The sequence below is a fragment of the Serratia sp. 4542 genome (genome assembly GCF_016805595.1).
GTDB lineage: Bacteria > Pseudomonadota > Gammaproteobacteria > Enterobacterales > Enterobacteriaceae > Serratia > Serratia nevei.
In genome coordinates, this window is record NZ_RXKV01000010.1 from 98,538 (window position 1) to 115,841 (window position 17,304).

The 17,304-nt window shown below is 61.1% G+C and carries 17 protein-coding genes, 1 tRNA gene and 3 pseudogenes; 10 read left to right on the forward strand and 11 right to left on the reverse strand.

Annotated elements, in window-relative coordinates:
• Positions 1-17 precede the first annotated feature (17 nt).
• Complete coding sequence (locus EKL15_RS12705) at positions 18-653, reverse strand: flavodoxin family protein (protein WP_063989218.1); 636 nt, start codon at positions 651-653, stop codon at positions 18-20.
• Positions 654-768: 115 nt separating this feature from the next.
• Between EKL15_RS12705 and EKL15_RS12710 the strand changes: the two genes are divergently transcribed.
• The 3 genes from EKL15_RS12710 to EKL15_RS12720 all read left to right on the forward strand — a co-directional run bounded on the left by EKL15_RS12710 (position 769) and on the right by EKL15_RS12720 (position 2,746).
• Positions 769-1,665 (forward strand): LysR substrate-binding domain-containing protein, encoded by an 897-nt coding sequence (locus EKL15_RS12710; protein WP_203089593.1) that lies wholly within the window; start codon positions 769-771, stop codon positions 1,663-1,665.
• A gap of 69 nt (positions 1,666-1,734) precedes the next feature.
• Positions 1,735-2,322, forward strand: coding sequence for a nitroreductase family protein (locus EKL15_RS12715; protein ID WP_033635168.1), 588 nt, complete (start codon positions 1,735-1,737; stop codon positions 2,320-2,322).
• A gap of 130 nt (positions 2,323-2,452) precedes the next feature.
• On the forward strand, positions 2,453-2,746 hold the full coding sequence (locus EKL15_RS12720; RefSeq protein ID WP_060451675.1) for a DUF2623 family protein: 294 nt from the start codon (positions 2,453-2,455) through the stop codon (positions 2,744-2,746).
• Positions 2,747-2,759: 13 nt separating this feature from the next.
• Here EKL15_RS12720 and EKL15_RS12725 read toward each other — a convergent pair whose 3' ends face one another.
• Positions 2,760-3,329, reverse strand: a complete 570-nt coding sequence (locus EKL15_RS12725) for an XRE family transcriptional regulator (RefSeq protein ID WP_060420404.1) — start codon at positions 3,327-3,329, stop codon at positions 2,760-2,762.
• A 38-nt stretch (positions 3,330-3,367) separates the two neighbouring features.
• Between EKL15_RS12725 and EKL15_RS12730 the strand changes: the two genes are divergently transcribed.
• The gene (locus EKL15_RS12730; RefSeq protein ID WP_100396964.1) at positions 3,368-3,886 is read left to right on the forward strand and encodes a GNAT family N-acetyltransferase; all 519 of its coding nucleotides are present in this window, start codon (positions 3,368-3,370) and stop codon (positions 3,884-3,886) included.
• Positions 3,887-3,903: 17 nt separating this feature from the next.
• Positions 3,904-4,344 (forward strand): DMT family transporter, encoded by a 441-nt coding sequence (locus EKL15_RS12735; protein ID WP_043143187.1) that lies wholly within the window; start codon positions 3,904-3,906, stop codon positions 4,342-4,344.
• 85 nt (positions 4,345-4,429) lie between these two features.
• Here EKL15_RS12735 and EKL15_RS12740 read toward each other — a convergent pair whose 3' ends face one another.
• Positions 4,430-5,293: a hypothetical protein gene (locus EKL15_RS12740; protein WP_238423703.1), complete on the reverse strand. Its 864-nt coding sequence runs from the start codon at positions 5,291-5,293 to the stop codon at positions 4,430-4,432.
• 210 nt (positions 5,294-5,503) lie between these two features.
• On the opposite strand from EKL15_RS12740, the gene EKL15_RS12745 reads away from it, so the two are divergent.
• Both EKL15_RS12745 and EKL15_RS12750 read left to right on the forward strand, forming a co-directional pair.
• On the forward strand, positions 5,504-6,235 hold the full coding sequence (locus EKL15_RS12745; protein WP_157800495.1) for a hypothetical protein: 732 nt from the start codon (positions 5,504-5,506) through the stop codon (positions 6,233-6,235).
• 222 nt (positions 6,236-6,457) lie between these two features.
• A pseudogene (locus tag EKL15_RS12750) lies at positions 6,458-7,039 on the forward strand (transposase); the annotation flags it as partial.
• 21 nt (positions 7,040-7,060) lie between these two features.
• On the opposite strand, the pseudogene EKL15_RS12755 reads toward EKL15_RS12750, so the two are convergent.
• A pseudogene (locus EKL15_RS12755) lies at positions 7,061-7,459 on the reverse strand (integrase core domain-containing protein); the annotation flags it as partial.
• Between EKL15_RS12755 and EKL15_RS12760 the strand changes: the two are divergent.
• Positions 7,449-7,766, forward strand: a pseudogene (locus tag EKL15_RS12760) (MFS transporter TsgA); the annotation flags it as partial. The pseudogenes EKL15_RS12755 and EKL15_RS12760 overlap by 11 nt on opposite strands.
• A gap of 57 nt (positions 7,767-7,823) precedes the next feature.
• On the opposite strand, the gene EKL15_RS12765 reads toward EKL15_RS12760, so the two are convergent.
• Positions 7,824-7,899 (reverse strand) — tRNA-Asn (locus tag EKL15_RS12765).
• 336 nt (positions 7,900-8,235) lie between these two features.
• Here EKL15_RS12765 and nac point away from each other — a divergent pair.
• On the forward strand, positions 8,236-9,159 hold the full coding sequence (gene nac, locus EKL15_RS12770; protein WP_203089608.1) for a nitrogen assimilation transcriptional regulator NAC: 924 nt from the start codon (positions 8,236-8,238) through the stop codon (positions 9,157-9,159).
• 36 nt (positions 9,160-9,195) lie between these two features.
• Here the strand turns inward: nac and EKL15_RS12775 are convergent, their stop codons facing one another.
• Both EKL15_RS12775 and opgB read right to left on the reverse strand, forming a co-directional pair.
• The gene (locus EKL15_RS12775) at positions 9,196-10,659 is read right to left on the reverse strand and encodes an AMP nucleosidase (protein ID WP_049198706.1); all 1,464 of its coding nucleotides are present in this window, start codon (positions 10,657-10,659) and stop codon (positions 9,196-9,198) included.
• Positions 10,660-10,797: 138 nt separating this feature from the next.
• Positions 10,798-13,101 (reverse strand): phosphatidylglycerol--membrane-oligosaccharide glycerophosphotransferase, encoded by a 2,304-nt coding sequence (gene opgB, locus EKL15_RS12780; RefSeq protein ID WP_070914584.1) that lies wholly within the window; start codon positions 13,099-13,101, stop codon positions 10,798-10,800.
• Between the two features lie 286 nt (positions 13,102-13,387).
• Between opgB and EKL15_RS12785 the strand changes: the two genes are divergently transcribed.
• Positions 13,388-14,128, forward strand: coding sequence for a transporter substrate-binding domain-containing protein (locus EKL15_RS12785; protein WP_100396960.1), 741 nt, complete (start codon positions 13,388-13,390; stop codon positions 14,126-14,128).
• On the opposite strand, the gene EKL15_RS12790 is transcribed toward EKL15_RS12785, so the two are convergent.
• From EKL15_RS12790 to EKL15_RS12805, 4 genes are read right to left on the reverse strand one after another with little or no spacing between them, the layout of a single operon-like run.
• Positions 14,129-15,064 carry an ABC transporter substrate-binding protein gene (locus EKL15_RS12790; protein WP_147840146.1) on the reverse strand — a complete coding sequence of 312 codons (936 nt, stop codon included), beginning with the start codon at positions 15,062-15,064 and terminating at the stop codon, positions 14,129-14,131.
• A gap of 35 nt (positions 15,065-15,099) precedes the next feature.
• Entirely contained in the window at positions 15,100-15,867 is a 768-nt protein-coding gene (locus tag EKL15_RS12795) for an ABC transporter permease (protein ID WP_060420416.1), read from the reverse strand.
• Positions 15,864-16,604 (reverse strand): ABC transporter ATP-binding protein, encoded by a 741-nt coding sequence (locus tag EKL15_RS12800; RefSeq protein ID WP_060437755.1) that lies wholly within the window; start codon positions 16,602-16,604, stop codon positions 15,864-15,866. Before EKL15_RS12800 ends, EKL15_RS12795 begins: the two co-directional genes overlap by 4 nt.
• A complete protein-coding gene (locus tag EKL15_RS12805; RefSeq protein WP_087763138.1) occupies positions 16,601-17,284 on the reverse strand; it encodes a TenA family protein in 684 nt (227 codons plus the stop codon). The genes EKL15_RS12800 and EKL15_RS12805 overlap by 4 nt, the downstream gene beginning before the upstream one ends.
• Between the last annotated feature and the right edge of the window lie 20 nt (positions 17,285-17,304).

Here is a 17,304-nt window from a genome sequence, read left to right on the forward strand (position 1 = left end):
GCTGCCGGGCGCCGCGCTTACTCCTCCCAGACCTGCGTACTGCGCGGGCTGTCCATCTGATAATCCGAATAGGGGCGAGTGAAGAACTCGCGCCCCAGTTCGCGGGCGGCCTGCAGCGGATTGCGCGGATCGCGGGCGATCTCGCCGCGCTGGTTGCCGGCGCCGTGCACCACGCCGACGAATGCGGAATGGGTGTAGCGGCTGAACTCCTGGATCTGATGCACGATGCCCAGCGCCGCGCCGGGGTAGGTCTCTTCCGACGCTACCGCCAGCCCGATACGCTTGCCGCTCATGCGCTGGTGCACCTGTTCCGCCTGAGGGTAGGCGTTGGAATAGAAGCTGAACGAGCGATCGAAAAAGGCTTTGGTTTGCGCCGACATGCCGTACCAGTAAATCGGCGTGCAGAATACCGCGCCATCGGCCGGCAGGAAGTGCTCCAGGAACAGCTCGGCGTAGCGATCGGCCGGCGGTGGCGTGTGGCGTTCATCGCTCAGAAAACCGCTCAGGTAATCATCGAGAAAATGCAGGCTGGCGGACGTGCCGGCTTCGGCGGCGCCCGCCAGGATCGCCTGCGCCAGCGTGGCGCTGTTGCCGTCGCGGCGCGGGCTGCCGACCAGCACCACCAGACGCTTGGATTGATGAGTTGTATTCATGTCATGTTCCTCGGTATCAAGTGAATTGAGCCCTACTCTAGAAACAAGTGGCGGCAGGCGACAAATGACGGCTTTTCTGCCAGGATGATTTCAACTCATCTCAAGAGGCTTCGCCATGTTCGCCACGCTGCCCGTCAACGCATTACGCACCTTTGAATCCGCCGCTCGCCTGCGCAGCTTCAAGCTGGCGGCGGCCGAGCTGACGGTGACGCCGACGGCGATTTCGCACCAGATCAAAGCGCTGGAACAGCAGTTGGGGTTTGCGCTGTTCGAGCGGGTGCCGCGCGGCGTGCGGCTGACGCCGAAGGGAGAAACGCTGTTTGCCGGGGTGCACGGCGCGCTGCTGGACATCGCCGCCACGCTCGAGGGCCTGCGGCCGCAGCCCAGCACCGGGTCGCTGTGCGTCTCGGTCACGCACTCTTTCGCGGCGCTGTGGCTGGTGCCGCGCCTGGGGCGTTTCTACCAGGCGTACCCACACTATCTGGTGCGCCTGGAGGCCTGTGCCGAGGTGATCGATCTGCAGCAGGACGCCAGCGTGGACGTGGCGGTGCGTTACAGCCGTGCGCAGTATCCCGCGCTGCATCAGACGGCGCGGCTGGAGGAAAGCTTTGGCGTCTACGCCGCGCCGGATCTGGCCGCCGCCGAGCCGGAAAACCCGGTGCTGATCACCGTCAAGTGGGGGGATTCGGCGCTGTACGACAGCGGCTGGCGCGACTGGTGCCGGGCCGCCGGCGTAGACTGGTGGCAGCGCCATGCGGCGATGCGCAGCTATCACGAGGAGCATTACGCCCTGCAGGCAGCGGTGGCCGGGCAGGGGCTGGTGCTCGCCAGTTCGGTGATGGTGTCCGATATGGTGGACAACGGTCTGTTGGTGGCGTACCGGCCGGAGGTGCGCGTACCGGGCGCCGCCTATAGCGTGCTGTGCGCGCCGGGGCGCGAGCGGCATCCGCCGGTCAGGGCGTTTCTCGCCTGGCTGCAGCAGGAGCTGCCGCAGGGCAATGGCACGAAATAAAAGTTTTATCGTTCTAAGCTGTGGGAATATCAGCGAACTTTTGTTTTTACTTCACTGCGAGAACCTATCATGAGCCAGCCAAGAACCTCCGATTACCCGATTGATGCGCAATTTATCGAGCGCTGGTCGCCGCGCGCGATGGCCAACGACGCCATCGACGATCAAACGCTGCTGAGCTTTTTTGAAGCGGCGCGCTGGTCGCCATCGGCCTACAACATTCAGCCGTGGCGCTTTGCCTACAGTAAGCACGGTTCCGACAGCTGGGAGAACTACCTGGAATTCCTGATCGACTTCAACCGCGGCTGGGCGCAGCACGCTTCGGCGCTGGTGGTGATCGTCTCCAAAACCACCAGCCTGAACGGCGAACGGCTGGTGGACAACCCGACCCACGCGTTCGACACCGGCGCCGCCTGGGCCAGCCTGGCGCATCAGGCGCACCTGAAAGGCTGGTTGACCCACTGCATGAGCGGCATTCACCACGACAAGATTAAGGCGGCGCTGCAGCTGCCGGACGACTATGCGGTGCACGCCATGGTGGCGATCGGCAAGCCGGGCGACAAGGCCCGCCTGCCGGATTTCCTGCAGGAAAAAGAGGCGCCGTCGGGCCGTCTGCCGCTGGGCAAGACCGTCAGCGAAGGGCTGAATTTCACGCTGTGATTGCCCGCTTTCCCTCAGGCCCGCTTGGCGGGCCTTTTTTATGCGGCGAGTAAAACTTAGGGAGTATGTTCTCGTTCGCTTATTCGCTGTATATTTTATTATATAGCGATGGCGTAATGAGGAGGAAACCGTGGGTGACCATTTTGGCAAAGGGCTGTTGGCGGGGCTAAAGGCGGAGAACCTGAAGCCGGAGGCGGAGCTGTCGCGCTTTTGCTCCGACTATAAGCGCGGCTTTGTGCTCGGCTATGCGCACCATTTGGCGCAGCGCTGCGGCGACGAAAACCGGGCGGCGTTCGAAGCCGGGCAGCTGAGTCGCGCCTATGGCCTCGGCAGTGAGCCGATGAGCGAGTTCTTTTCCGGCGGCGACAGCCGGCTGGCGGAGAAGTTTTTCCGCGCCGGCTATAACCGGCCGACGCAGGGCTAGCGCGGGCGGGGCGTCAGGCGGCGCTCAGCACCGCCACCATATACACGCACGGTTGGTCGCTCTGGTTTTCAAAACGGCAGTCCGCCGGCGGGCCGAGCTCCAGGCAGTCTCCCTCGGCCATGTCATGGCGCGCGTCACCTTCCACAAAGACCAACTCGCCGGATAAGACCCAGATCAGCTGGCGCTTGAAGGCATACACCGAAGCCGGCATCGGGATCGTCGCGCCGGCCGGCAGTTCGATACGCACCAGATCGAGCGGCAGATCGGTGCGCGGCGAAACGTGGCGCCGCACGTAGCCGCTCTCCGGATCGACCCAGATCGGTTGATCTTCCCGGCGCAGCAGCCGGCCTTCCTGAGTTTCCGCCCGGGCGATCAGCTTGGACATGCTGAGGCCGAACGCCCCCGCCAGCCTGCCCAGCAGCATCGCCGTCGGGCTGCTCTCGCCGCGCTCGATCTTATGAACCATCGCCCGTGAAACGCCCGCCTGCTCAGCCAGATCGGACAGCGACCAGTGGCGCGCCTCGCGTTCAATGCGAATGCGTGCGCCGATCAGCTGATTTAGATTGTCTAATTTAATATTCATATCGTAGTATTATAGTGGACAATTGGCCGGGGTAAACCATGATTATACGAAATGCGACGCTCAACGATAGCGCGGCGATTGCCGCCATCTATAACGACGCGGTGTTGAACAGCACCGCCATCTGGAATGAACAAACGGTGGATGCGGCCAATCGCGCGGCGTGGATCGGCGAACGGCAGGCGGCGGGCTACCCGGTGCTGGTGGCGGTGAACGGCGCGGACGAGGCGATCGGCTACGCGTCGTTCGGCGACTGGCGCGCCTGGGACGGCTATCGCCATACCGTAGAACACTCGGTGTATGTCCATCAGGCGCATCGCGGTGAAGGGATTGGCAAAGCGCTGTTGATCGCCCTGATCGCACGGGCGCGGGAGATCGGCAAGCACGTGATGGTGGCCGGCATCGAATCCGGCAATCAGGCCTCCATTCAGCTGCATCTGGCGCAGGGATTCCATGAGGTAGGGCGTATGGAGCAGGTGGGCGCCAAATTCGGCCAATGGCTGGATCTGACCTTCCTGCAGCTGACGCTCGACGAGCGGGCCACGCCGCCGGCGCGCTGATCCCGGGAGGCAGGGCGATGAATATGCTATTGCTGCTGATCGCGGCGGGAATGGGACTGGTGGTGCAGAATCTGCTGATGGTGCGCATTACCGAAAGCGTCTCGACCATCCTTATCACGCTGGTGATCAACTCCAGCGTCGGTTTACTGCTGCTGGTGGGGTTGCTGCTGGCCAAAAACGGCCTCGGCGCGGTGGCGGAAGTGACCGGCGCCGCCAGGTGGTGGATGCTGCTGCCGGGGCTGCTGGGATCGCTGTTCGTGTTTGCCGGTATCCTGGGCTACCAAAAACTGGGGGCGGCGGCCACCATCTCGATCCTGGTCGCCAGCCAGCTGTGCATGGGGCTGCTGGTGGACGTCTACCGCGCCGGCCCGGCGGCGCTGCGCGAGAATCTGCCGGCGCTGTTCGGCGCCCTGCTGTTGGTGGCGGGCGCCTATCTGGTGGCGAAACGCAGCTTTTGAGGGAGCGGTTTGCCGCCGCCGGGATTGTTTCTGCGTCTTGAGCTAGCCGCAGATCATTGGGGGAAACTATTCCCCCGATAACAATCTAGTAAACATAGTCATACTTTATTTCTGCAACGTGGTCGTAGACGTTATCCCGGTTTTTCTTCACGTCTTTAATCAAAATTGAAATATTTTGCTGAGCATTAATACATCTTCCAAACTTATTCCAGCTTTTACAGGTGGTTGTGGTCGTTTCTGTGGTGAAGGACTTCATCACTTCTTTGCTGGTTAACTCTCTATCGTCATTATCATAAGTAAAATCTGCGGTGGTTGTACCTGATTTTGTTCTTATTAAAAGATTTTTAGCGCCATAACTATAAACGGTGTTGCCACTGTCATTGCCCAGCGTACTAACGCGTTTTGTCTTGGACAGCCTCCCGGCGTCATCGGCTAAATATGTTGTTACCGCCTTGCTTGACTGGTGCTTTTGCTTGATTAGCAGGTCGGATGCCTCTTCCGAACGGACGATTCGGCCACCGCCATCGGTGAGCACGGTGCCGCTGATTTCTTGCGCCATCAGCTCATGGCGGGCATTGTCATTCTCAATCATAGACATGTTAAATGTTGAGCTGTAATCCCAGTTGCTATGGTTTTTATCAAGCGTGCTGCTGAACTGGATCACTAAAATACTCTTGTTAATTTGTGACCTGACGGTTTTTTTAGCGCGTGAATGCAGCAGGGTACCGCAGTCATCAAACTCTACCTGGGAATCAGCCGAGATATAGTCATCCTTGCTGGTTATACGCATGCTGATTTTTTTAGGCGTTTTCTTAGCTGACCACTCTTGAGCCAAGATGGCATTATTAAAGGCGTTGTTGGCTGATGTTTTTTCAGAGCAGAGATTTTTATTTGCATATACATTGCATGAATAAATGAGCGGCAAAAAGAGCAACATTGATTTTTTCAAAGTGAACACTCCATGTCATAGCACATTGATGTTGTATGATTATATCTACGTATTGCCATATACCGCAACTTTTTGCCAGCCTGGCAAACAGGCCAGAGCGTTCATGAATCTGTACCTGTCGTTACGTTACACAATATATACTATGGCATTGTAATTTTAGAGCATGTACTATTATCTAACTATACGACTGTAGTGATGGATATTTATGCTATGCTAACATCTGATCCACGTTATCAACTTCTAGCTGTATATAGTGCACAACATCTCCGTGCGGTTGCTGGCAGAGTCATTGCTCGTGCTGAGCTGCCACCTCTGAATTTTTCTACGCTGCTCTGGCGCTCAATGTGGCAATCACCAATTCCACCTATTTTACACCCTGAATCAGGTAACGAATTTTTACAGGAAAACGGCTGCCCCTATCCACGACCTTATGGCCTTGAGTCGTGGATCACGACCAATAATAAAGGTATTCTCGATTTCCAGTCTGCTAATAAGATTATTTATTTGGCTAGTTTTATTGAAAAAGACTGGGGTCTTAGCAGGCAAATGCCAATATGGAGAAAACACACAACGAACCGGATCAACGGCTATGCATATAATATTGTTCAGATGTTTATGTATGATGGGCTTTCGGATGCTTATCCAACTGAATACTATGTTACGTTCGACTACGATCTTTTGAGTGGCGAGTTGAAAAATAAAAGGCTTAATCACTGGGTGTCTACATACCAAAAAAAATCGAAAGATCCCTTTGTCGTTGCATCAATGGAAATTACTCGGATCTCTAATATGAGATCAATATTTCTATGGCAAGTTACGCTTGAGACAGTTAAAGGGTTGTGTACATCTTTAACGGTGGAGGCTACACCGGGTGATTCATATTTAAGCTATGTTCATCCCGTCAGACAAAAGCGAGTTCATCCATTTATTGGCTATATTTGAATGCTTAAAGGATATAGTATTAAAGGGAGGGGGTTATATGTGCCATGCGATAAAATAACTTTGTAAACCATAGGGTATAGGCGTGGAGTAAGAAGATGAAATATAATACCACTCGGTCGCCGTAGAATTTCTCGACCAAAGCCGTGCGAATAGAGACTGTAATTTAAATTGTGTATCTGCCTGTTTTTGATATGTTCATTCCCACAACCGAGACAGGCAGTTATGGACGAAAATAAACTCAAAGCGCTGACTGCTGAACTGGCAAAGGCCTTAAAACCGAAGCCGACCTCAACCAGTTTTTCCGGATGTTGACGAAGCTTACCGTCGAAACGGCGCTCAATGCAGAACTAAGCGAGCACCTCGGACACGAGAAAAACGCGCCCAAAAAAGGCTCAAATACCCGCAATGGCTACGCGTCAAAAATGCTGCTGAGTGATGACGGCGAGAGCGAGCTGAACACCCCGCGTGACCGTGAAAATACCTTTGAACCTCAGTTACCAGACGCGTATTGCGCAGATGGACATCCAGATTTGGTCCCTCTATGCCAAAGGCATGACCACCCGCGAAATCGTCGCCACGTTCAAGGAAATGTACGATACGGGCGTGTCTCCCACGCTGATATCTAAAGTCACCGATGCAGTTAAAGAACAGGTGACAAAGTGGTAAAATAGGTCTCTTGATGCACTGTATCCCATTGTTTATCTTGACTGTATCGTGGTGGGGGTTCGTCAGGCTGGCAGCGTGATTAACAAAGCCGTATTCCTCGCTCTGGGCATTGACACTGAAGGTGATCTTGACCCGCTATCTCCAGACAGCTTTTGTATCTTAAGTTAACAATGCCCGCAGGCGCCGGTGTTCTCTCGGGGAGTGATATCCCAGTGCGCTGTGCGGATGGTTTTCATTGTAATGATTGAACGCCTCAGCAAGGTTCTGCAGCGCCGTTCGCACATTCGGTTTTGGCATGAACGCGATGTAGTCTTCCTTCATCGTCTTCACGAACCGCTCGGCCATGCCGTTGCTCTGTGGGCTGCTCGCTGCCGTTGTGTAGGCTTCCAGATTCAACTCTGTGGCGAACTTGCGCGTGCCATGCGTCGTATACGCCGAACCATTGTCCGTCAGCCACTGCACCGGTTTGTCCGGGAGCGTCACTTCGAAGCGCTTCTCCGCGGCTCCCTGCATCATGTCCTGCACGGTCATGCTGTTATAGCCACCGGTGCTCGCAGCCTTAGCCACGTTGACCATGTTCCTGTTTGTTAGCGGCGATGAAATTCACATCTTAAAGTATTTCATCTTCGGGCCTGGTTTTGTTTCCAGCGCGATTTATACCACGGTGATTACGCTCGGCTCACAGCAAGCGAGTGTTTCCTCACCCAATCTGGTGAATTTCATTCTGACCTGTGGAACAGTCGGCACCATGTTGACCTTTGTGGTCACCGGGCCAATTGTGGCGCACTTAGGCGTACATGCGGCGCTGTTCGGCGCCCTGCTGCTGGTGGCGGGCGCCTATCTGGTGGCGAAACGCAGCTTTTGACGGCGGCTGAAATACAAAAAACCCGCTCGGGTTTCCCTGAGCGGGCTTCTCTAAATATGGCTCCTCTGACTGGACTCGAACCAGTGACATACGGATTAACAGTCCGCCGTTCTACCGACTGAACTACAGAGGAATCGTTTGAACGGGGCGAATAATAGCGGGGCGGTTGCGGCTTGTAAAGCGTGAAAACGCCAGATGCGGTCGTTTGCTGCAAGATTGCCCAACCTGCTGCTTTTTCTCGCTTTTGTCGCTTATCCCGCGCGCAGTGCCCCCGGATGGCCCGTTGTTCGGGCCGTTGCTTGCCTGTGGTGCAACGCCTGCCCTGCGCGGTGGCGCTCGCCGCCCGACGAACGGCCGTCGGCCGCCGTGTATCCCGCTTCCATGGCCGTTTACCGACTCTGGCCCGGATCTTGCTGCGGTGCCTGACCGGATTTCGGCATTCTCAATTTAGCGGCTCGCTGGAGGCACTATGAATTTCAGACGTCTGAAGTACTTCGTGAAAATCGTTGATATCGGCAGCCTGACCCAGGCGGCAGAGGTGTTGCACATCGCCCAGCCGGCGCTCAGCCAGCAGCTGGCGACGCTGGAGGGGGAGCTGAAACAACAGCTGCTGATCCGCACCAAGCGCGGGGTGCAGCCGACCGAGGCCGGCAATATTCTCTATGCCCACGCGCAGACCATTCTGCGCCAGTGCGAGCAGGCGCAGAGCGCGGTCAACAGCGCCGGGCAGGCGATGAGCGGCCAGGTGTCTCTCGGGCTGGCGTCGGGCAGCACCGCGGCGCAGCTGGCGCTGCCGTTGCTGCAGAGCCTGCGCGATCAGCAGCCGGGCATCCTGCTCAGCCTGCATGAAAACAGCGGCGCGGCGCTGGCCGGGCAGGTGGCCAATCAGATGCTGGACATGGCGATGGTCTACGGCGCCAAGATGCCCGCCGGGCTGCACGCCATTGCACTGATGCGGGAAGATCTTTATCTGGTGGCGACGCGCGCGGTGCCGCATCCCGGCAACAGCGTCGAGCTGCTGGACGTGGCGCGGCTGAACCTGTTCTTGCCGCGCGAGGGCGATGCGGTGCGCAATCAGCTGGAAGAGGCGATGGCGCTGCGCAAGCTGGCTGTCAACGTGGTGGGGGAGATCGAATCCTCGGGCGCGCTGAGCGCCGCGATCGCCGGCGGGCTGGGGGCGACCGTGCTGCCGGAATCGGTGGCACGCGCGATGATCGGCCCGGCCAAGGCCTGGATGGCGCGCATCAATGCGCCGACGATGTCGGTGCCGCTGGCGCTGTGCATGTCGGGCCAACAGGCGCTGTCCGCCCCGGCGCTGCTGGTCAAAGACATTCTGCTGTCGATCGCCGGCGGCCGCAGCCAGGAGAAACGCGCGCTGGCGCTGGTGCGTTGAGGAAAAAACGGCCCGCCGCAGCGGGCCTGATAACCGTTATCGGAACGGCGGTTCGTTGAAGGTGCGCAGCTTGCGCGAGTGCAGGCGGTCGCCCTCGGCGCGCAGCAGATCGATGGCGCAGATGCCGATCTGCAGGTGCTCGGAGATCGCCCCTTCATAGAAGCGGTTGGCCTGGCCCGGCAGTTTTATTTCGCCGTGCAGCGGTTTGTCGGAGACGCACAGCAGCGTGCCGTACGGCACCCGGAAGCGGTAACCCTGAGCGGCGATGGTGGCGCTCTCCATGTCGACCGCCACCGCGCGGCTGAGGTTGAAGCGCCGCGCCGAAGCGGAATAGCGCAGCTCCCAGTTGCGGTCGTCGGTGGTGACCACGGTGCCGGTGCGCAGGCGCTGTTTGACCTCTTCGCCGGGCATGCCGCTGACCATCTTGGTGGCGTCGTACAGGGCGCGCTGCACCTCGGCGATGCTCGGGATCGGAATATCCGGCGGCAGCACCGCATCCAGCACGTGATCGTCGCGCAGATAGGCGTGGGCCAGCACATAGTCGCCGATCGACTGGCTTTCGCGCAGGCCGCCGCAGTGGCCGATCATCAGCCAGGCGCTCGGGCGCAGCACCGCCAGGTGATCGCAGATGGTTTTGGCGTTGGACGGGCCGACGCCGATGTTGATCAGCGTGATGCCCTGGCCGGTGCGCGAAATCAGGTGATAGGCCGGCATCTGGTGGTTTTTCCACGCCAGATCGGACACCGCCTGCTCCGGGGCGCTGGTTTCCGGCGTGATATAGGTGCCGCCGGCGCTGGAGAGCGCGATGTACGGGCTGGCCGGATCGGCGATCTGGGCGCAGGCCCAGCGCACGAACTCATCCACATAGCGGGTGTAGTTGGTGAACAGCACGAACGGCTGGAAGTGCTCCACCGGCGTGCCGGTGTAGTGCCGCAGCCGCGCCAGCGAGAAATCCGCGCGCAGCGCATCGAAATGCGACAGCGGGAAATGGTTGTCGGTGGTGTGGTACAGGCCGTCGGCGGTTTCGTCACCGATCTGCGCCAGCTCGGTGGTGGGGAAATGCTGCGCGATGCCGGCGCTCATCGAGCGATCGAGCGCCAGGCTGGAGCCGTCGATCACGTAAGGGAACGGGATCTCCTGCTGCGACGGCGCCACTTCGATATGGGCGGCGTAATCGTGCTCCAGCATCGCCAGCTGTTCGGCCAGATAGTGGCGGAACAGCTGCGGCCGGGTCACGGTGGTGCTGTAGCTGCCGGGATGGGTGAAGCGGCCGAAGGCGCGGGTTTTGCTCGGGCCGGATTGCTGCCCGTCCCAGCTGACGCGCAGTTCGGGATACACGAACAGCCCGGCGGCGCGCGCCTGCGCATCCGGCAGCGTGCCGTGGCTGATAAAGTCGCCGACCGCCTGACGCAGCGCGTCTACCGCGGCGTCATACAGGGCTTCCAGTTGATCGAGTGCCTGATCGGCGCTGAGGCCGCTGCGAGGTGGGGCATAGCTCATACTTTCTCCTTGGATGTCCCGGCTCTGTGGCGGGGTTGCGGCGTTTTACCGTCACAGGTTAGCCGAAGAAGGGCGTAAAAGCTTGGTCGAAATGACGGGCGCGGCAAAGAAAATACCGCGCCCGTGAAGGCGCGGGGATCAGGAGGCGGGGTCGGCCGCCTCGACCTTCAACGACACCAGGCCGATGCCCAGCTTCTTCGGCGTAAAGCCGCCGCTGGCGCTCTCTTTCGGCTCGGTGGGGGCCGGCGGGGTAATGCTGATCTTCTGCGCGCCGCGCGGGTTGTCGAAGCGCAGGGTGACGGTGCTGTCCTGTTCGCCGAGCGACACGAAGCGCTCTTCGTCGCCGACGCGCACCGAAATCGGTTCGCCGACGTTATTGCCGTAGGCGCGGGCGCGCAGCACCAGATCGAAGCGCTTCGGCAGCGGATCGACGTAATCGATGTCGACCGCCGGCGCCAGGTTGGCGTCGGACCAGCGGCCCCACTCCTCGACGCCGGAAACGCCGGTGATGGCCTTCACCTGCTCCGGCAGGCCGGGCAGCATGAACTCGATGCTGTCCGCCCGGTACTTCATCGCCGCGTCGTCCACCTGCAGGCGAGCAACGGCGTTTTGATAATCGGCGACGCTGTCCGCCGCCGGGGCGGTAAAGCTCACCTTGCCGCGGAAGCGTTCGCCGCTGGCCTGCACGATCTGCGGCGGTGAGGCCAGGGTGCCGGAGGCCACGCAGATGTCGGTGCTTAGCGCCAGCTGCGGTGCCCAGACCCGGCCGATCTCGTAGCATTTATCGACCCAGACGAATTTTTCCCCCGCGCCCAGCCCGGCCAGCTGCTTGCGCAGCGGGGTGGAGAGGTAGACGTTGAACATCGGTTCGATGCGGTTATCGCCTACCCGCAGAATGAACGGCACCTTGTAGGTGACGCCGGAGAAGCTGAAGCTGCGCTGGCGCGTATCCACGCTGTAGTCGCTGATGCGGTTCGGCAGGCCCCACTGGTTGATCACCGCCGGTTTCCAGCCGTTGATCTTCTCTTCGATGTTCAGGAACACCGTAGACAGCGACGGCGCCGACAGGCTGCTGCGGCCGAGGCCGATGTAGTTGTCGCCGCCCATCACGTCCAGCACCGTGGCGCCGTTGTCCAGCGTGCTGCGCTTCTCGTTGCGCTGTTCCGCCAGCGGCCGGGTGCCGTCGATGATGAAGAACAGGTTGCGGCGCTTCTGTTTGGTCAGGATATCGTAGGCGGTGTTGTTCATCGCCAGATGATCGGAGGACACCACGATCACGGTGTTGCTGAAATAGGGCGAGCGTTTGATCTTGTCGATCAGCGCGGCGATGTGTTGCTGGCTGCAGGCCACCGCGCTCAGCGAACGGTTTTCTTTATTCTGCCAGGCGTAACTTTTCTTGCTGCAGCCGGCGGAGATAAAGCCGTCCGGGTGATGGGTGTCGACGGTCAGGGTAAACAGCGAGAACGGTTGGCGCTGCCTGGACAGCTCGACGAACTTGCCGTACACCACGTCCAGCACGCTGTCGTCGTACCAGCCCCAGTCGTTTTTGTAGCTCGGATCGGCGACCTGTTCGCGCAGCTCTTTGAAGCCGTAAACGTGGTCGAAGCCGTGGGATTTCAGGAAGGTGTCTTTACCGGCGAACGCCAGCTCGGCGCCCTGATAGAAATAGTTGCTGTAGCCGGCGGCCTTCAGCACGTCGCCCAGGCAGACGTTCTCCGGGTAGAAGGTGGAGACCGCGCTGGAGGCGTTGCCGTCGAAAGGTGCGAACAGCGGAATGCCGCACTGCGAGGCGACCATGCCGGCGATGGTGTAACCAGTGCCCGGCAGCTGCTGGGTGTTGCTGAAATCGATGCTGTCCGTGCGCAGGGCGTTCAGCTCGTCGGCCAGGCCGGGAAACAGCTCGGTATCGAAGTAGGTGCGCTCCAGACTCTCGGCATAGATGTACACCAGGTTCGGCCGCTTGCCCTGTACGGTCTTTTTCGGCGCCTTGTAGTAGGTGGTGAAATCGGCGGTATCGCCGACGATCTGGCTCTTGACCAGCAGCGAGATGTCCTGAAACGCCGGGGTGGTGCCGACCGAGAACAGCGCCAGCAGCACGGCGACGACGCTGTAGGCCACGCTGCTGCCTTTGGCCTTGCGGCGCAGCAGGCTGCGGGCCAGCACCGCGAAGATAAGTCCCAGCGCCGCCAGCAGGCCGATAAACGGCAGCACGTATTTGCTGATGCCCGCGCCTTTGAGGCTGCTGGTGACGGTGTAAATCACCGCGTCGGTGATGCCGTCGCCGGTGAAGTAGTTGCTGGCGATCAGGATGACGTTCAGCACCAGATAGCTGCCGAGCAGCGTCAGCAGAATGGCGAACCACCAGCGGTTGGCGGCGGCCCGGGTGCGATAAATCAAAATCGACGCCAAAAAGAGAACAAACGAAACGACTGCTAAAACCATCCGCCAAACCTTGTCTGATTGAAATAAAACCGTTGCTGCCCTGGTTTGCGCCGCCGAGCGTGCCGCGGCGCGAAAAGTGAAGGGTATAGCCTATTGCCGGCGGCGGAACAACGCGCGATCTCCCGCTACGGCCGACGAGCGGCGGCTATTGTACATTTTTATGACAATAGTGTGACGTTAATCACGCCGACGGCGGCCTCGGCGGCGAAAGCTTGCTGGTCGGAGGTTTCGCTCTACGCTTAATGAGCGCCACGACGGTGCGCCCATCAGCCATTCAGGAGGAAGTATGCAGACGATTCCCGCCGCGGTACTCGACGATCTGGCCCCGCAAGGCGTGTTGCGCGCGGCGATCAACTACGGCAATCCGGTGCTGGCACAGGCCGGGGCCGGTGGCAAACCGCAAGGCGCTTCGGTGGAGCTGGCCGCCGCGCTGGCCCAGGAACTGGGCGTGGCGCTCGAACTGGTCACCTATGACGCGGCGGGCAAGGTGTTCGCCGACCTGGACAGCGGCGCCTGGAACCTGGCGTTTATGGCCATCGAGCCGGTGCGCGCGGCGCAGATCGCCTTCAGCGAGCCCTACGTGATCATCGAGGGAACCTATCTGGTGGCGAACGACGCGCCTTACTTTGAGGTGGCGCAGCTCGACAGGCCGGAGGTGCGCATCGCGGTCGGCCAGGGGGCGGCGTACGATCTGTTTTTATCGCGCACGCTGCAGCAGGCGCAGCTGGTGCGGGCGGCAACCTCCGCCGAGGCGATCGCGCTGTTTTTCGAACGGGGGCTGGAGGCGGCGGCCGGCGTGCGCCAGCCGCTGTTGGCCGCTGCGGCCGCCCATCCCGGCTACCGGGTGCTGGAGGGGCACTTCACCGCCATCCGGCAGGCGATGGCGGTGCCGCGGCAAAAAACTCAGGGCGCCACCTACGTGAACGATTTTATCGAGCGCTGCAAGGCCAACGGGTTGGTGAAGGCGGCCTTGCAGCGCAGCGGCCAGGGCGAGGTGACGGTGGCGCCACCGGCCGCCTCGGCGTGATCAGTCCAGCTCCACCGCGTACTGTTCCACCGGCGTGATTTTCTTGATCAGCTTGTTGTCGAACAGGAACTGTTCGTAAGCCTGGTAGCGTGCCCGATCCAGCTTGGCCGGATCGCGGGCGAACAGCGGCAGGCTGGCTTGCCACGCCTGTTTGTTCAGCTCGGTATTCAGCTCCGGGTGCGCCTTGGCGAATGCCAGCCAGGTGTCCTGCGGGTGCGCATGCAGGTAGTCGCTGCCTTGCTTCAGCGCGGCGAGGAACTTGCGGATTTTCGGCTCGTTCACCGCATCGCGGTGGGCGACGATGATCAGCTCGTCGTAGGCCGGCACGCCGTAATCTTCGACGTTGAACACCACCGGCGTCTTGCCCTGCAGCTTCAGCTCCAGCGCTTCGATGTTGCGGTAGCCGCCGATCACCGCATCGACCTGGCCCGCCAGCAGGGCGCTGGTCAGCTGGAAGTTGACGTTGATAAGCTTGATGTCCTGCGGCCTGAGGTGCTCGTGTTCGACCATGGTGGCCAGCGTCGCCTGTTCGATGCCGCTGACCGAGTAACCCACTGTTTTGCCCTTGAGATCCGCCGGCGACGTGATGTTTTTATCCAGCGCGATCACCGTATTCAGCGGCGTGTTGATCAGCGTGCCGACGCGCATCAGCGGCAGGCCCTGATCGGCGAAGAAATGCAGCTGCGGCTGATAGGTGATGGCGAGGTCGGCCTGTTTGGCGGCCACCAGCCGCGGCGGCAGCGCCGGATCGGACGGCGGCACGATCTTGACGTCCAGCCCTTCGGCCTTGAAGGCGCCGATCTGCTCGGCCACCATAATCGGCGCGTGATCGGGGTTGATGTACCAGTCGAGCACCAGCGTCAGCTTTTCGGCCGCGCCGGCCTGGCCGGTGATGGCTGCGCCGAGCAGCAGCCCGCAAACGGTTTGTTTGATCATGGTCGTTCCTTTATCCCTGGTTATGGTTGCAATCATCAGTCGTTTTCCGGCGCCCAGGCGATCAGGCGCCGCAGCAGCGCATCCACCGCAGCCCACAGCAGCACGGTCATCAGCACCAAAATAAACAGCGCGGCGAAGCAGACGTCGGTCTGCATGCGCGCGTTGGCGTTCAGCATCACGTAGCCCAGCCCTTCGGCCGAGCCGACCCATTCGCCGATGATGGCGCCGATCGGCGCGACGGCGGCGGCCATGCGCAGGCCGGAGCCGAAGGCCGGCAGCGCCGCCATCAGCCGCACGTGCCGCAGCTGCGCCCAGCGCGAAGCGCGCATCGTGCGCGCCAGATCGAGATAGTCGTTGTTGACCCGGCGCAGCCCGTCGAAAAAGGCCGATACCACCGGGAAGAAAATGACCAGCACCGCCATCGCCACCTTGGCGCTCATGCCGAAGCCGAACCACAGCACCAGCAGCGGCGCCAGGGCGAACACCGGTATCGCCTGGCTGGTGAGCACCAGCGGCATCAGCCAGCGTTGCAGGCGCGGCGAGAAGATCATGCACAGCGCCAGCGCCGCGCCGAGCAGCACACCCAGCGCCAGCCCGCTGACGATCTCCGAAGCGGTGACCAGCGTGTGCCAGGCGAAGTAGCCGCGCCCGTCCCACAGCGCCTGCGCCACCGCGCTCGGCGTGGGCAGCAGAAAGGCCGGAATGCCGCTTTGCGCCGCCAGCCACCACAGCAGCAGCAGGCCGGCAAACACCGTCAGCCCACGCCGCAGGCGGGTAAGCCCACGCTCTTTGGCAATCTTCATTGCGCGGCCCTCACCAGCTGTTGCAGCAGTTCGGCCTGGCTTTTCAGCAGGTCGGCGTCATCCGGCGCGCGCGGCGGTTGCCCGCTGATGCGGTGGCTATCGTCGAGGCCCAGCGGCCAGGGCGACAGCACCAGCAGCCGGTGGCTCAGGCGGCAGGCCTCCATCGGATCGTGGGTGATCAGCAGCACGGTGTTTTGCGCCAGCAGTTCGGCGGCCAGGCTCTGGATCTCGGCGCGGGTAATGGCGTCCAGCGCGGAAAAGGGTTCGTCCATCAGCACGATCGGCTGGCGTTCGTAGAGCGTGCGGGCGATGGCGGCGCGCTGGCGCATGCCGCCGGACAGCGCGGCGGGCAGGCTGCGGCCATGCGCGGCCAGGCCCACGCGCTCCAGCAGGTGCGCCGCCCACGCCCGATCCGTCACTTCGCCGCGCAGCCGCGAGCCGAGGGCGACGTTCTCCTCGACGGTCAGCCACGGGTAGAGCAGGTCTTTTTGCCCCATGTAGGCGATGCGCCCGGCGATCGGCAAACCGTCGCTGCCGGTCACCGTGCCCGAGGTCGCCCGTTCCAGGCCGGCGATGATCTTCAGCAGGCTGGTTTTGCCGGCGCCGCTGGCGCCGAGCAGGGCGACGAAGCTGCCGCCGGCGATGTCGAAGCTCAGCCGGTCGAAGACGATTTGCTGACCGAAACGCAGGCTAAGATCCCGCACCTGGATGCCGGGCGGGAGAAGCGGGGAGGTCATGAGGCGTTCAGCCCCATCTGCCAAAATGCCGATTCCAGCTGGGTGGCGGTGGTGAAAATCTGCGCCAGCTCGGTGAAGCGGCCTGGTGCGCCGCGCTGGTGGCCGACGGTTTCCAACAGCTCGATGGCAGCGCGCACGCCGGCCAGATAGCCCTCGTCACCGTAGTTGCGGATCCAGGAGGCGTAAGGATTGCCCTCCATTTTGGTGGCGGGGTCGTGCAGCAGCCGCAGGCCGATTTCGGCATAGCCGGCCACGCAGGGCAGCAGGCCGGCCAGCAGATCGAGGGCGTCGCCGGCATGGCCGATATCCAGCACGTAACGGGTGTAGTTCATGGTCTCCGCCGCTTCCGGCTGGGCGGCGATCTGCGCTTCGCTCAGCCCCCATTCGGCGCAATAGGCCACGTGCAGCGGCAGTTCGGCGACGATGCCGTTGAGCGACGCCGTGGCGGCGCGCATTTCCGGCAGGGTGCGTAGCTTGCTGACCAGCAGTGCGTAGGCGCGGGCGAAGTGCAGCAGGAACAGGTAGTCCTGGGTCAGGTAGCGGCGAAAAGCGCGTTCGGGCAAGGTGCCGGCCGCCAGCTGCTGCAGAAACGGGTGATCGACGTAATCTTGCCAGTGGCTGCCGGCTTGTTGGCGCAACCGGCCGTAAAGACCGCTTTCGAACAGGGTGGTGATGGACATGGGACCTCCTTGAGTCAGTG